This is a genomic window from Vibrio echinoideorum (genome assembly GCF_024347455.1).
GTDB classification, from domain to species: domain Bacteria; phylum Pseudomonadota; class Gammaproteobacteria; order Enterobacterales; family Vibrionaceae; genus Vibrio; species Vibrio echinoideorum.
Genome location: NZ_AP025483.1, coordinates 1,022,971 through 1,036,566, shown reverse-complemented (window position 1 = coordinate 1,036,566; position 13,596 = coordinate 1,022,971). Strand labels below are relative to the sequence as shown.

The window sequence follows — 13,596 nt, the reverse complement described above, 5'->3', positions numbered from 1 at the left end:
CTCTCTAAGTGACTGTCCCTCTGTACCCGAAACTGGAGTGACATCTTCCTTATTGGAATCGGTCTCAGGGTTCCGACCTGGGCTTTCATCTGCTTCTTGCACCACTTTTTTAGCGCTAGCGCCCCACACAACCAAGGTTATCATTGCCACCAAGCTTAAACCTAGCATTACAACTAAAAGGTTAAATTGACGGTCATGAAATTCAGCTTCGAGTTTAATGATTTGTTCGTTAACCGAGTTTTTCTTAATCTTATCGACCAAATAATTGAGCTGAGCGTAATCACCAAACAAAGCTGAAGCATCCGCCAACAGTTGTTGGATTGCATCTTGCTCTTCAGCTTTTAATGAATAAGATTGATCAAGAATAGAATCAAAGGCTCTATAAGTGGCTGATGAGCTTTGACTGTCGGAATACATTGCTTCAAAAACCACAACTCCGAATTCGTTTAGCAGCGGTTTTAGCTTGGGAGAAAGGCTACTGTCTGCGCGTAATATTTTGATGTTATCGACAATGTCTTGAACCTGGCTTTCTATCGGAATGAACTCATCAAATTTCTCTAGAAATTGATCGGCGACATAAAGTAATTGGTTCACATCGGGGCGAAACAAGGCATGTTGAAAATCAGACTCAATCTGCAATCTGATTGAGTAAACCAGTTGAGCATCAAGTGCTAAGTCATTGATTCGAGAAACTCGTAGTGGCTCAGAAAAATAAAGCGATTGCCTCAATTCATTAACGCGAATACCAAGTTCTTCAATTTGAGCAAGAGAATTAGTGTAGGAACGGCTTAGATTCAGAAGCGCCAATGAAGGAAGTAACCATAGAGCCAGGAGCACAACCAAGAAAGTTGCTGGTTTTTTAAAGCGATTGGGCTTTGCTACTGATTGTTCCATCTATATTCCTTGTGCGTATCGGCTTTAAGCCATTATCGTTGGCTAAGCACAAATCAAGCGACAACATCCTGCTGCCGCTCTTCGCCATTAACTCAGGACTATGACTTATTACGAGTCAGTTGGTCACGTAAGTTAGGTGGTGTGCCTTTAATAGTTAGTGTGTCTGTCTCCGGATCGTAAAAGATACGTTCACCAAGAAGCAGACTATCAAAACTAACATTCAAACCGCCACCAGCACCAACAAATTTTGTTAGTTTACGCATAGTTGCACGATCTGCTGGGAAACTTTCTTCTAACTCGTAGCCTTGCTCACTAGTATAGTCAAGGAAGCTAGTGCCATCAGTGCTTGCTGGTAATTCTCCAGAAAGTTCACGAACTTGAACCTCATCACCTGCTTTTAGCTGTTCGTTGCAGTAATCCGCAACCTGCTTTTTATAGCTAATCGCTTCTTCTTTCTCTAACTTAGAATCAGAAACAAAATCTTCTACCGCTTGCATCAACACTTGGTTCTGTTGCTTAGCATCTAGACCGACTTCTGCTTGAAGAAAATCTAAGAAGAAATCCGCGACTTTACGGCCAACACGTCCTTTAATATAAGTAAGGTAACGATTCGACTCTTTGTCTGTATCGTATGTTGAAAGGTCAAGGCGCGCTACGATGTCCATCTTTGAAATATCAAGGTAGTCAGTCGCACTAATGTCTAGACCTTCTGTTACTTTCAAACTTTGGTTCGAAGGCAACAAGCCAATGAAAAGGTAATCTGTTGCCAGTGATTGGTATTCAGCTAGCACCAACGTGCCTTCATCAGCAAAGGGATACTTTGAAAGCTCATCTTTTAGACGTAGCGCACTTTTTTGAGAGAAATCATAAAAACTTTGCTCTCCCGCTCGAAATTCATGCAACGACTGCTGGAATTCGCTGTCGGATTTGAAAGAACCAAACCCTTTGCCTGCTTTTGAGTTGAATACTCGGTGAAGCTCAGCCACTAGGCTTTCAGACGAAGCATCGTTAGCTAGAGATTCAGCACGATAGTTAACAATCAGTTCTTCCTGATCGTTCTTGCTTAACTGGTGTAAAATTACGTTGGAAAGGTGAAGGCTCATAGTGAAAATATTACCGTTCAGGTTTCAGTTGTCATGCATAGTAGGTTATCATAAGCCGCTTTTACTATCATTATTAGAGTCCTTATGCCGATTATATCTAAATACACAGATACACAAGTTGAAAAAATCCTAGCTGAAGTGGGTGCAGTACTATCTAAGCACAAAGCTTCACCAGAACTTTCACTGATGATCGCTGGAAATATCGCAACCAATGTCTTAAATCAGAACGTTGCTGCTTCACAACGCAAAGGAATTGCTGAAAAATTTGCAGAGGCTTTAATTTCTTCTCTTGAAGATAAAAAGTCTCACTAAATTTGATTGACGGATAAAAGAATTATAAATGGTAGACAGCGCAAACTCATATAGCGATCGTGTATCTCGACTGGTTGGTTGGGGTCATTGGTTTGCATTTTTCAACATCATTGCGGCGATGTTGATCGGTACTCGTTATATTACTCAATCGGCTTGGCCAGAAACCCTGCTGGGTCAATTCTATTTGGCCGCATCATGGGTTGGTCATTTTGGCTTTTTAGTCTTCGCTCTCTATCTATTAGTGCTGTTCCCACTCACTTTTGTTCTTCCGTCGAGGAAGTTATTACGTTTGGTTGCCGTTTGCTTTGCGACCATAGGTTTAACTGTCCTATTGATTGATACCCAAACGTATCAAAATATAAACCTCCACCTAACGCCTGTCGTATGGGAGGTTTTATTCAGTGGGGAGGAATCTGCATTTACTTCTGATTTGCAGCACCTCTTCATTGTTATGCCGCTAATCTTCTTATTACAGTTAGGCCTATCTGAATGGGTCTGGCGTAAACAACGTAAACTGTCTCATAAACACATCGGCCGACCAATTACGGCAGTCTTCTTTTTGTGTTTCATCAGTAGCCACCTTACTTATATGTGGGCTGATGCGTTTTTCTATAATCCAATTACAAGCCAAAAAGCCAACTTCCCACTGTCTTACCCAATGACAGCGAAAAGCTTTATGGAAAAACATGGCCTATTAGACCGTGAAGAGTATCTGCAGCGCTTAGAAGCCAACAAAGAAAACGTAAACTTAGTTAGCTATCCGCTCGAAAAGATTCAATACAATCGACGCAGTGATGATCTAAACATCCTGATGGTGAGCGTAAATAACCTGCGTTCTGATGCATTAAACGCGACAGCAATGCCTAATAGCTATGCTTTCTCGCAACAAGCGATCAACTTTACCAATCACTACAGCTCTAGTAACGATATGTTTGGTATTTTTGGCTTGTTCTATGGGCTACCAAGCAGCTACTCAAGCAGCATCAGAGAACAAGGCTCAAGCGCCGTTTTATTCGATGTATTGGACAATCATAATTATAAGTTTGCGGCGTTCAGCGGTGATAACTTCGACGATCCACTGTACTCGGAAATCATTTTCCGTGGCCGTGATATGATGACAGAGCATGCCACTTACGATGACCAAAGTGCTATTCAAGCTTGGTCTGATTGGGTGCAGTCACCAACAACTAAAGGCCCTTGGTTCAATTTTATCGAGCTCACTACGCTGGATAACTTCTCGAATTACGATTCAAGTTCAGCTACCGAGTTGAGCACTGAAGAGCGCTTTGCTGCTGATTACGAAAAATCAGCACAAGCGGCTGACAACCAACTGGCTACTATTTATGCTGAGTTAGAACGTTTAAAACTTAGCGATAATACCGTCGTCATCATTACTTCGAATCACGGCACTGAATTTAACGAAACCAAGACCAACAGCTGGGGTGCAAACTCTAACTACAGTCGCTACCAGTTGCAGGTTCCTTTGTTTATTAGCTGGCCTGGTAAATCTGCCTCGGAATACACACATCGTTCAAGCCACTTGGATGTATCTGTTACACTAATGCAAGAACTGCTGGGTGTATCTTCGAACCCAACGGATTTCAGTAGCGGCCGCAGTCTGTTTGATGAGCGCAATAGAAAGTGGATACTAGCGGGCGATTCTCGTGAACTAGCTCTTGTTACCAGCAAGCAAACAACAGTGCTCGATAAGTTTGGCAACTACAAACTGTACGACGAAAATTATAAGCGCCTAAAAGATGTAAGCCCTCGCTTACCAGTATTGATGCAAGGCCTAACTGAGCTGCAGCGTTTTTACACAAAAAATGACTAAATGATCATCGATTAAAAAAGGGAAGCAAACTGCTTCCCTTTTTTATTACCCGTAATGATTATAAAACAAGCAACAAAACAAAATTATGAAAATTAAGGGTTTACAAGCCACTCTCCCCCTTATATTATTCACGCCACTGGAGGGATGGCTGAGTGGTCGAAAGCACCGGTCTTGAAAACCGGCAACCGTTAATAGCGGTTCTAGGGTTCAAATCCCTATCCCTCCACCACATTAAAGAAAGCCGCTGAGAAATCAGCGGCTTTTTTGCATCTAGCGTACAATCAATCGCGTCTAAGATCTGATCATTCACAATCCCTAGGTCGTTGTTGCGTAATCTAGTTTAAAGGCATAGTGGACAGGCTCTCATATCATAAGCACCATTGCCACACACCCAATCATACTTCGGAGAATTTGTTTCAGTAAGTTTGGGAACACTGACCCGTACCATCAATTCAGAACATCGAGTTAAACGACGTTCATCTAGGATCAAAATGGCGAGTCCATTGCAGACTCATTCCTAAGCCTTTTGACTTTAACAAACTCGATTTTTGCTCAAATCCAACCTATTCGAACCTAACGACCTAGCGCTCTGACTTTAACTCTAACTCTAACTCGATATGTACCTATTTTATAGGATGGTTACCAACACTCTAGGATTCAGGCTACACCTTGATTTCGCTGCACCTTTATACGATTTACACGTTCGAGTATTGTTGACTCCAGTTATTTGAAGTGGGGAGTTCCTGTATCTTCAAAGACAAACGTTTAAAGTGTTGCTTTGAACTGCTCTAAAAGTTCTTTTTGTTGATCCGTTAATTGGGTCGGTGTATCTACGTGAATGCTGACCAATAAATCGCCGGTGACACCTTTACGGTCGGTAACACCTCTACCTGAAATTTTAAATTTGCGTCCGCTCTGTGTGCCTGCGGGCATTTTAAGTTTAAATTTATTGTCGAATACATTGACTTCAACTTCGCCACCGAGTGCCGCAGTTACCATATCAATATGGCTAGTACAGATTAGATTGTTTTCTTCTCTTTTTAATACTGGGTGGGGGCGCGTTTTTATGACGATTAACAAATCACCCGCGGGTCCACCGTTAGCACTAAGTCCGCCTTTTCCAGAAAATCGGATTTTTTCTCCGTCTTTTATCCCAGCAGGAATCTTAACGTTAATCTTCTTTTGCTGCCCATTCATTGGCAGTTCAACGATTTTGTCAGTCCCTTTTACCGCGTCAACAAAATCAACGGTCAGATTGAACTCAAGATCTTGCCCTTTTCTAGGACGCGCGCGACCACCGCCTCTTGCTTGTGAAAAGATATCTTCAAAACCACCGAAGCCACCACCGCTAAAACCTTGATTTTGTTGTCTGAACCCACCACCAAACATATCTTCAAAGCCACCCTGGCCAGAGTGTTGTTGGCGCTGACCAGAACCGCTGTTGTCAAACGCAGCATGACCAAATCTATCGTACTCTTGACGTTTTTCTACGTTGGTTAAAATCTCGTATGCTTCTTTAACTTCTTTAAAGCTCTCTTCTGCGCGCGCATCATCTGGATTTTTATCCGGATGATATTTCATGGCGAGTTTCTTATAAGCTTTCTTGATTTCTTTTTTCGAGGAAGACTTAGAGACACCTAACACTTCATAATAATCTCTTTTGGACATGCTCTTTTTCTCACTAAATAGACGAAAAAAGGGCGCTCGAGTGACCTCTAACGCGCTAAATAATACTGCAATGGTATTCTTCCAAAATGAAGAGCTCAACTGTTTCTTAAAGTAAGTTCACCGTTGAGCTCTTTGTTATTTCATTTCTTCAAAGTCAGCTTCAACTACACCATCATCTACGTTTGACTGTGCGTCGTTCGCATTTGATTGTGCTTGTTGTTGAGTATGTTCTGTTAATTTTTTCACTGCAGCAGTAAGAGCTTGCGTTTTGCTATCAATAGCTTCTTTGTCATCCAAAGTACATGCATTTTCAAGTTCTGATATCGCTGTTTCGATCTGTTGTTTATCATCAGCAGCCAGGCTTGAGCCTACTTCTTCTAATTGCTTGCGAGTAGCATGAATTAATTGGTCCGCTTGGTTTCGAGCAACAACTAAATCTTCGAATTTTTTATCTGCTTCTTGAACCATTTTCTCAATCTCAGCATCACTCAAACCACCAGAAGCTTGAATAGTGATTTTTTGCTCTTGACCCGTTAGCTTGTCTGTCGCAGACACATTTAAAATGCCATCAGCATTCAAATCAAAGGTCACTTCAATTTGAGGTAAACCACGAGGTGCAGATTGAATACCTTCTAGGTTAAATTGTCCTAAAGATTGATTTAATCCAGCTTGTTTACGCTCGCCTTGTAAGACATGAATCGTCACTGCGCTTTGGTTATCTTCCGCTGTAGAGAATATTTGATTCGCTTTTGTTGGAATTGTTGTGTTTTTCTCTACTAGTTTGGTCATCACTCCGCCCATGGTTTCTATACCAAGAGATAGCGGCGTAACGTCCAGTAACAATACATCTTTAACATCACCTACAAGTATGCCACCTTGTACAGCTGCACCCATAGCAACGGCTTCATCAGGGTTAACATCTTTGCGTGGCTCTTTGCCGAAGAATTCTGTTACCTTTTTTTGCACCATCGGCATGCGTGTTTGACCGCCCACCAAAATGACATCATCAATATCAGATATAGAAAGTTCAGCATCTGCCAAAGCAACCTTCAATGGTTCTAAAGAACGTTGCACAAGGTCATCAACAAGTGATTCCAACTTAGAACGTGTTACTTTTACGTTCATATGTTTAGGCCCTGAAGCATCAGCAGTAACATAAGGAAGATTCACATCTGTTTGCTGAGTTGAAGACAGTTCAATCTTTGCTTTTTCAGCCGCTTCTTTGACACGCTGCATGGCTAGAGGATCATTCTTAAGATCAATACCCTGTTCTTTTTTGAATTCATTAACCAAGTAATTAATCATTCTGTTATCGAAGTCTTCACCACCTAGATGAGTGTCACCATTTGTCGCAAGCACTTCGAAGGTTTTTTCGCCATCAGCTTCATCAATCTCAATGATTGAAATATCAAATGTACCACCGCCCAAGTCATAAACTGCAACGGTGCGGTCACCTTCGTTTTTATCAAGACCGTATGCTAGTGCAGCTGCTGTTGGCTCGTTAATAATACGTTTAACTTCTAAACCAGCGATACGACCTGCATCTTTTGTTGCTTGACGCTGTGCATCGTTAAAATAGGCAGGGACTGTGATAACCGCGCCAGTAACCTTCTCACCTAGGAAGTCTTCCGCTGATTTCTTCATTTTCTTTAGAATTTCAGCTGAAACTTGAGATGCAGACATTGATTGACCTTTTGCTTCAACCCACGCGTCACCATTCTCCGCTTCTACGATTTTATAAGGCATGATTTCAATATCACGCTGCACTTCTTTATCTTTGAAGCGACGTCCAATCAGACGCTTAATTGCAAACAATGTGTTTTCAGGGTTGGTTACAGCTTGACGCTTTGCTGGTTGACCAACCAATGTCTCACCATCGGTATACCCTACAACAGATGCTGTTGTACGTTCGCCCTCTGCATTTTCGATAATACGAGGTGTCTCTCCATCTAATACAGAAACACAAGAGTTAGTTGTACCTAAATCGATGCCAATAATTTTACTCATAATAATACCCTTATTAATTTGCATAAGATTTCTTGTGCAAATTTTAAAACTTTAAGTTTGATTTCGGAAAATCAAAATTCATTCTGCTTATTTCTAATTAATATATTGAGTAATGACGATCGAGAACCAATGAGTAAAGCCTCATTGAATGTTCATCATTCTTCTCATCGCAAAACACGAACTACAAAAGAGGCAGTACCTCTACGTAATTAAGCGAGCAAGGTTACCTAAATCAGCCTATCGCCCTGTGTTGATGAGAAGAAGTTTAAGTAAGCAGGAAAGGAAAATCATAATGTAACCGTAAAGTATCAATAACCCCTGCAAAACCCCTTATAAACAGGTGCTTAATCAGGATTGTTTATAATTATTTTATGCCGTTTTAGCATTGTTTTATGAGTTCTTAATAACAGAAGAGGTGAAGTTATCAAGTTTGATTGAGTATCAAGAAGGGGAATCAAATGAAAAAAAATCCAGAGGCTTCATCGAAGTCTCTGGATTTTTAAATTTGGCTTGAGCGCTGCTTGAATTAAGCGTTTTCTTGCTTAGTCTCTTGCTGCTCTGCTTGTTTCTTTTGTTCAGCTTCATTTGCTTTTTCTTCGTGGTTTGAACCACCACATCCGCCACAACAGCTCATAATCATGTTCTCTTTGGTTGTATTTAAGTAACTCAGTAAGGTCATAATATTAAAGATGCATTTTAAATGCAACTTTAATATTGATCGAATTTCCCACTTGTTATCTTGGAGTATTTAAGCTTTTGGTTTTATTAGAATTGGTAAGTACAACACAACGAAACAACTGTATGCAGCGACCCACAGAGCACTGGATAAGGTGATGATAGAGACAATATTATGGGTAAAGTACCCGCCAAACACTCGCACAATAAAGGCAAAGACAATGGCGATTAACGCCGCGGTCATTATTTTTCCAATCGCGATAGTTCGACCGGTATGTCCTAGCGACACACGTGAGATCATCGACAAGATCATCACACCCATTCCACCAACGGTTAAGGCATGAATGGCTTGTGATTGCGTGACTAATGGCGAGATAATCGAAACACCAAATAAGATCAGCCCTAATGAAATAGCCCAATAACTAAGGTGTAAAGACCACACAAGCGGCGTCTTAAAAGCCACCCATATTTTCCACCTTACTGCCCTAAGCGCATTTGCCACACCACTGACAATAAACACGGTAGCAACGATGCCTTGTGCAACTGGAAGTATCTGAAAGCTCAGCACAACGGCGATGATCGTGCTGACTATGCTCAGCTTTTCAAGCCATGGTAATGAAGGAGTTCGTGGTGTCTTTGTGCCATTTGCGGTAAACATAGGGAAGACTCGTCCCCCCATAATGCACATCACTAAAGTGACCAACAGCACCATGCTTGTACTAGCTTGTGGAATCAAAGCTGGTTGATTAAATAGAACACCATAATGCATTGCGGCATTGGCAACCGTCATTAGCAGCAAGATAGGAATGAACAGTAAGTTTCGCCAAAGTTTCACACTGATAATATTGTGAGCAAGAGAGATCATAGCGATGGGCAGAAACAGTAAATCAAGCGCAGCTATTAACCATGGACTTAGAACTCCAGGCAAGAACATTGCCACTCTCGCGCACAACCAGATAGCCAGAAGTAACATCAATCCACGCCCATTAATACTGCGGACACCCGTCCAGTTTTGTACGGCCGTCAATAGAAAACCAACCACGACCGTGGCAGAAAAACCAAACAACATCTCATGAATGTGCCACCACATTGCTCCGCCATAAACATTTAGAGTTGCGCTGCCATTCCAAAAAGCGGCCCAACCAACTAATGCCGCAATACTAAAAAGTGACGCAAACAAAAAAAATGGTCGAAACGCGAGTTCAAAAAATGCCGTCATTGAGACGCCGCTATTGGGGTTTTCATTTAAATCTTTCATCATCATAAACCTAGTGAGTAAACCAAAACCTGCTTACTTTTAAATAACTTCAACAGCCAAGAGTTGTCCTAACTTATAGCTGTGCCCTTCGCCGAGAAGATCTTGCAAGCTATAAGCGTCTAAGCTTTTGTAAAAACACTCTTGAGCTTCAGCAAAGATAGTTTTCAATTGGCAATTTGGTGTAATGACACAACTATTATCTTCGCCAAAGCATTCAACCAAGTTACGCTTATCTTCTAACTCTCGAACTAACGTACCTATGTTGATCTGACTAGGAGGGCAACTTAGTTTCAAGCCACCATTTTTGCCTCGGGTGGCGATTAAATGCCCTTTGAGGTTAAGTTGCTGAACAATCTTCATTAAATGGTTTTTAGAAATGCCATAACTGTTAGCAATGTCGCCAATGGTGCTAAGAGATTGGTTGTTGATCGCTAAATAGATCAAAACTCGCAGGGAGTAGTCGGTATAACGCGTGATATGCATAGTGGGGTATTTCACTTTATAAGATGCATTCATTATGAATCTTATAGTCATTAAAGGCAAGATTAACCCTAATCGAAGACTCGTGGCTACGTACCAACAAGCTAATGCTTAAGCCTTAGACTGCGTTTATGGCAACTCTGGGTTCGCTCTTTTAACATTCGCCAAAGATACTCAAGCTTCAAAACAGAAAGGAGCCAACAAATTCTTTGATGAATTTTCACCCCAACAATATAAAAATGCACAAACTTGTTCATAAACAAAGCAGTCAGTCTTTGTAGGGGTTTACAAGCGCAGCACACCCTTATATTATTCTCGCCACTGGAGGGATGGCTGAGTGGTCGAAAGCACCGGTCTTGAAAACCGGCAACCGTTAATAGCGGTTCTAGGGTTCAAATCCCTATCCCTCCACCACATTAAAGAAAGCCGCTGAGAAATCAGCGGCTTTTTTGTATCTGGAGATCACACAAGCTCACCGCTCAACTGCTGACAGTAAATGCGGCCTTCAATAACTGCATATGAATCGGCACCAGATCTTGATGTTGAGTGCGATACCCGCCACCCACAACACACGCCATTGGAATAGATTCTGATTTCGCTAATTCAATCATGAAGCAGTCGCGTTCAAATATCCCTTGCGTAGAAACATTCAAGTAACCCAGTTCATCGTCTTTATGAATGTCGATACCTGCATCATAAATAATGAGATCAGGTTGATGGTGAACAATCGCTAACTTAGTGACTTGTACAAAACAACGTAAAAACTCTTCATCTTCTGTTTCACGGCTTAATGGCACATCTAAATCGGATAACGGTTTGCGTGCAGGGAAGTTCTTATCGCAGTGAAACGACAAAGTAATGATGTCGTCACTACCTGCGCATAACGTTGCAGTACCATCACCATGGTGAACATCGCTGTCGACGATAAGCACTTTATCGATATGTTCAAAGGTCAGCGCATGTTTTGCCGCTAACACCAGATCGTTCAACAAACAAAAGCCGCTACCAAAATCATGGTGTGCGTGATGATAACCACCACTCAAATGAATCGCGAAACCACTCTCTATCGCCATTTCAGCGGCTAAGCAAGTTCCACCACTTGAATAAAGCGTTCTCTCAATAAGTTGTTCACTCCACGGGAAACCGATGCGTCTCATTTTGGCCGCGGGCAAATTACCAGAAACAAGCAAATCCACATACTCACTATCGTGAACCTGTTTTACCTGTTCAACCGAAACCGGCGTAGGCTGGAAGATTTCAAACTGGCTCTTCCATAGAGGATCGCTATCCATTAACGCTTCAACAGCACTGTGTAACAACTGATATTTGTTGATTGGGTAACGATGACCTTCTGGTAAAGGTAACTGCGAATAGATTGGGTGGTAAATTAAAGGAATCATAATCAGGTTAATTGCGTATCTTTCTCAAAATCATAACAGTCTCAGCCTAGGCGACAACCTTAATTAATGATAATAGTTATCATTAATTTAATTTTCAAAAAGAGACACCAATGAAAAGCCTAATACTCATCTTTGGGGTGATCTGCGGCTCAATGGCAGCAGTAATGATTTTTGTAGGAATGCTAATGGCCAGTTGGTGGAGCGTTGATTTTCTCGTGTTAAGCCATCAAACTTAACTAATTGAACTAAAAAGGAATCACCATGAGCGTTATTTTCATTACTGGAGCAAATCGCGGCATTGGCTTGAGCCTAACCCAGCAGTACTTAAAAGGTAACCACAAAGTGTACGCGACTTATCGTGATGCCAATTCAGCAAAAGAACTGCTCTCTCTCGCAGACCACAACAGCAACCTGACCTGTATTCAATTAGAGATAACCGATTATCAAGCAGTAGGCCAACTCCCTTCGCAAATGGAACCGATTGATATCTTGATCAACAACGCTGGCTACTATGGTCCTAAAGGTTATGGGCTGGGTAATACCGATGTCGAAGAGTGGCGCCGTGTATTCGAAGTCAACACTATTGCTCCGCTGAAACTTGTCGAAACGCTATTACCTCTGCTCAAAAGTGGTAATGTGAAGAAGATCGCTTGTCTGTCTTCAAAAGTCGGCAGTATGACAGAGAACACATCAGGCGGTGGTTACATCTACCGTTCGTCTAAAGCTGCTCTCAATTCAGTTGTGAAGAGTTTAAGTAACGACCTAACCCAAGACGGCTTTACTGTGTTGGCACTACACCCAGGCTGGGTACAGACCGAAATGGGCGGGCCTAACGCTTTGATAGACACCGACACCTCTGCTTCAGGCCTTATCAACGTTATAAAATCATCGAACACCGAAGTGAGTGGTCACTTCTTTAATTTCGATGGCACTGAAATCGATTGGTAGTCATTTTATGAATGTTCGCCCTCTCTCAAACTTACCAAGACGTCTAATACTATTTTTTCTTACTATGGCGCTTTCTGGATGTTTTAATGATAGTCCCGGCGACATCTTCGATGACTATCAGACCAAGATAGCCAGAGTACAAGATGCCGATGAATTGGAAGACAGTTGGGAATTTGAAAGCTTACCGAGAAAGCGAGAACTGTTTATCGAAGTTCCTTCGCTCTCTATCGGGCTTATCGACAGCTATCAACTTCGTCAGTGTGGGTTGTTCAATCTGATTGCGGAAAGAAACTCCGTACTTGGAAAAGTTGCGGACGAGTTTCGTAATTACGATTATCAAGTCGCCCTCATTAAAGGTATCGGTAAATGTCTATCAGTTAGTGAGTTAGACATCAATATCGTTGAACTACTGAAAGATATCGAGCAACAGAAACTCACGCAGCTCCCCTTGCACAAATGGAACCTCATCTATACCAGTGAGGCAATGCAATCCCAAATGCGCAGTAGTCAGTGGTTACGTGCTGATATTGGTGATCAGGTACGGCAAACCAGCGATGCCCTAAAACATATCAACAAAGCGTTAGACGCGCCGCTCGTTTCCGGCGAGACCACTGAGGTTCAAGAAGTATTAGAGAAGAGTTCGACCCTTGGGGATTTGTATTATTCGCTAGCTCGTGCTTCGGTTGAACTTGATACTATCACTAAACAGCTGACAACTTTTGATGGCAACATCATCTGCGGTAAGCAACGAGACACAACGAAATTTCGCTACCTTAACAATGTGTTCGAGCAACAATATATTGGTCAGGTTCAACCTTACATGGCGCAACTGGATGGCTATTATCAGCAGTTAGCCCCGCAACTTGCCCTGTTTGACGCTCAGTCTGAACTGCACAGTTATTACTTTCCTATCCAAGATGCACATCAAGCCTTTCGAACATCAACTCGCCGCCATGTAGACTACTGGCAGAAGTTATTTGAGCGCTGCGGGCGCAAAGTCGGTCGTTAATCCCGGCTACA

11 protein-coding genes, 2 tRNA genes and 1 pseudogene are annotated in these 13,596 nt (G+C 42.0%); 7 read left to right on the top strand and 7 right to left on the bottom strand.

Going from position 1 to position 13,596, the window contains the following annotated elements; translation table 11 throughout:
• Positions 1-83 precede the first annotated feature (83 nt).
• Both OCV36_RS25520 and yejK read right to left on the bottom strand, forming a co-directional pair.
• Positions 84-894, bottom strand: a pseudogene (locus OCV36_RS25520) (Hpt domain-containing protein); the annotation flags it as partial.
• 98 nt (positions 895-992) lie between these two features.
• Complete coding sequence (gene yejK / locus OCV36_RS04850; protein WP_017076197.1) at positions 993-1,997, bottom strand: nucleoid-associated protein YejK; 1,005 nt, start codon at positions 1,995-1,997, stop codon at positions 993-995.
• Positions 1,998-2,081: 84 nt separating this feature from the next.
• On the opposite strand from yejK, the gene OCV36_RS04845 reads away from it, so the two are divergent.
• The 3 genes from OCV36_RS04845 to OCV36_RS04835 all read left to right on the top strand — a co-directional run bounded on the left by OCV36_RS04845 (position 2,082) and on the right by OCV36_RS04835 (position 4,369).
• Positions 2,082-2,309 carry a YejL family protein gene (locus tag OCV36_RS04845; RefSeq protein WP_017076198.1) on the top strand — a complete coding sequence of 76 codons (228 nt, stop codon included), beginning with the start codon at positions 2,082-2,084 and terminating at the stop codon, positions 2,307-2,309.
• Between the two features lie 28 nt (positions 2,310-2,337).
• Entirely contained in the window at positions 2,338-4,140 is a 1,803-nt protein-coding gene (locus OCV36_RS04840; RefSeq protein ID WP_135454485.1) for a DUF3413 domain-containing protein, read from the top strand.
• A gap of 138 nt (positions 4,141-4,278) precedes the next feature.
• A tRNA-Ser gene (locus tag OCV36_RS04835) sits at positions 4,279-4,369 on the top strand.
• 536 nt (positions 4,370-4,905) lie between these two features.
• Here OCV36_RS04835 and OCV36_RS04830 read toward each other — a convergent pair.
• The 4 genes from OCV36_RS04830 to OCV36_RS04815 all read right to left on the bottom strand — a co-directional run bounded on the left by OCV36_RS04830 (position 4,906) and on the right by OCV36_RS04815 (position 10,231).
• A complete protein-coding gene (locus tag OCV36_RS04830; protein WP_135454482.1) occupies positions 4,906-5,808 on the bottom strand; it encodes a DnaJ C-terminal domain-containing protein in 903 nt (300 codons plus the stop codon).
• 135 nt (positions 5,809-5,943) lie between these two features.
• Positions 5,944-7,815 (bottom strand): molecular chaperone DnaK, encoded by a 1,872-nt coding sequence (gene dnaK / locus OCV36_RS04825; protein WP_135454480.1) that lies wholly within the window; start codon positions 7,813-7,815, stop codon positions 5,944-5,946.
• Positions 7,816-8,563: 748 nt separating this feature from the next.
• Positions 8,564-9,748, bottom strand: coding sequence for an NnrS family protein (locus tag OCV36_RS04820; RefSeq protein ID WP_135454478.1), 1,185 nt, complete (start codon positions 9,746-9,748; stop codon positions 8,564-8,566).
• A gap of 39 nt (positions 9,749-9,787) precedes the next feature.
• On the bottom strand, positions 9,788-10,231 hold the full coding sequence (locus OCV36_RS04815) for an RrF2 family transcriptional regulator (RefSeq protein ID WP_029225225.1): 444 nt from the start codon (positions 10,229-10,231) through the stop codon (positions 9,788-9,790).
• A gap of 320 nt (positions 10,232-10,551) precedes the next feature.
• Between OCV36_RS04815 and OCV36_RS04810 the strand changes: the two genes are divergently transcribed.
• A tRNA-Ser gene (locus tag OCV36_RS04810) sits at positions 10,552-10,642 on the top strand.
• A 65-nt stretch (positions 10,643-10,707) separates the two neighbouring features.
• On the opposite strand, the gene OCV36_RS04805 is transcribed toward OCV36_RS04810, so the two are convergent.
• Positions 10,708-11,628 (bottom strand): histone deacetylase family protein, encoded by a 921-nt coding sequence (locus tag OCV36_RS04805; RefSeq protein ID WP_135458123.1) that lies wholly within the window; start codon positions 11,626-11,628, stop codon positions 10,708-10,710.
• A 110-nt stretch (positions 11,629-11,738) separates the two neighbouring features.
• Here OCV36_RS04805 and OCV36_RS04800 point away from each other — a divergent pair, with 110 nt between their 5' ends.
• Genes OCV36_RS04800 through OCV36_RS04790 form a run of 3 tightly spaced genes read left to right on the top strand, consistent with a single transcriptional unit; the run spans position 11,739 to position 13,585 of the window.
• Entirely contained in the window at positions 11,739-11,864 is a 126-nt protein-coding gene (locus OCV36_RS04800; protein WP_261887529.1) for a hypothetical protein, read from the top strand.
• A 25-nt stretch (positions 11,865-11,889) separates the two neighbouring features.
• A complete protein-coding gene (locus OCV36_RS04795) occupies positions 11,890-12,576 on the top strand; it encodes an SDR family oxidoreductase (protein WP_135458121.1) in 687 nt (228 codons plus the stop codon).
• Positions 12,577-12,583: 7 nt separating this feature from the next.
• Entirely contained in the window at positions 12,584-13,585 is a 1,002-nt protein-coding gene (locus tag OCV36_RS04790; protein WP_390903439.1) for a DUF3080 domain-containing protein, read from the top strand.
• Positions 13,586-13,596: the final 11 nt, after the last annotated feature.

What these genes read in the sequence shown, in the direction of transcription:
- yejK (WP_017076197.1), bottom strand. Translation starts at nt 1,997, where the DNA reads ATGAGCCTTCACCTTTCCAACGTAATTTTACACCAGTTAAGCAAGAAC.
- OCV36_RS04830 (WP_135454482.1), bottom strand. Translation starts at nt 5,808, where the DNA reads ATGTCCAAAAGAGATTATTATGAAGTGTTAGGTGTCTCTAAGTCTTCC.
- OCV36_RS04800 (WP_261887529.1), top strand. Translation starts at nt 11,739, where the DNA reads ATGAAAAGCCTAATACTCATCTTTGGGGTGATCTGCGGCTCAATGGCA.
- dnaK (WP_135454480.1), bottom strand. Translation starts at nt 7,815, where the DNA reads ATGAGTAAAATTATTGGCATCGATTTAGGTACAACTAACTCTTGTGTT.
- OCV36_RS04790 (WP_390903439.1), top strand. Translation starts at nt 12,584, where the DNA reads ATGAATGTTCGCCCTCTCTCAAACTTACCAAGACGTCTAATACTATTT.
- OCV36_RS04845 (WP_017076198.1), top strand. Translation starts at nt 2,082, where the DNA reads ATGCCGATTATATCTAAATACACAGATACACAAGTTGAAAAAATCCTA.
- OCV36_RS04840 (WP_135454485.1), top strand. Translation starts at nt 2,338, where the DNA reads ATGGTAGACAGCGCAAACTCATATAGCGATCGTGTATCTCGACTGGTT.
- OCV36_RS04820 (WP_135454478.1), bottom strand. Translation starts at nt 9,748, where the DNA reads ATGAAAGATTTAAATGAAAACCCCAATAGCGGCGTCTCAATGACGGCA.
- OCV36_RS04805 (WP_135458123.1), bottom strand. Translation starts at nt 11,628, where the DNA reads ATGATTCCTTTAATTTACCACCCAATCTATTCGCAGTTACCTTTACCA.
- OCV36_RS04815 (WP_029225225.1), bottom strand. Translation starts at nt 10,231, where the DNA reads ATGCATATCACGCGTTATACCGACTACTCCCTGCGAGTTTTGATCTAT.
- OCV36_RS04795 (WP_135458121.1), top strand. Translation starts at nt 11,890, where the DNA reads ATGAGCGTTATTTTCATTACTGGAGCAAATCGCGGCATTGGCTTGAGC.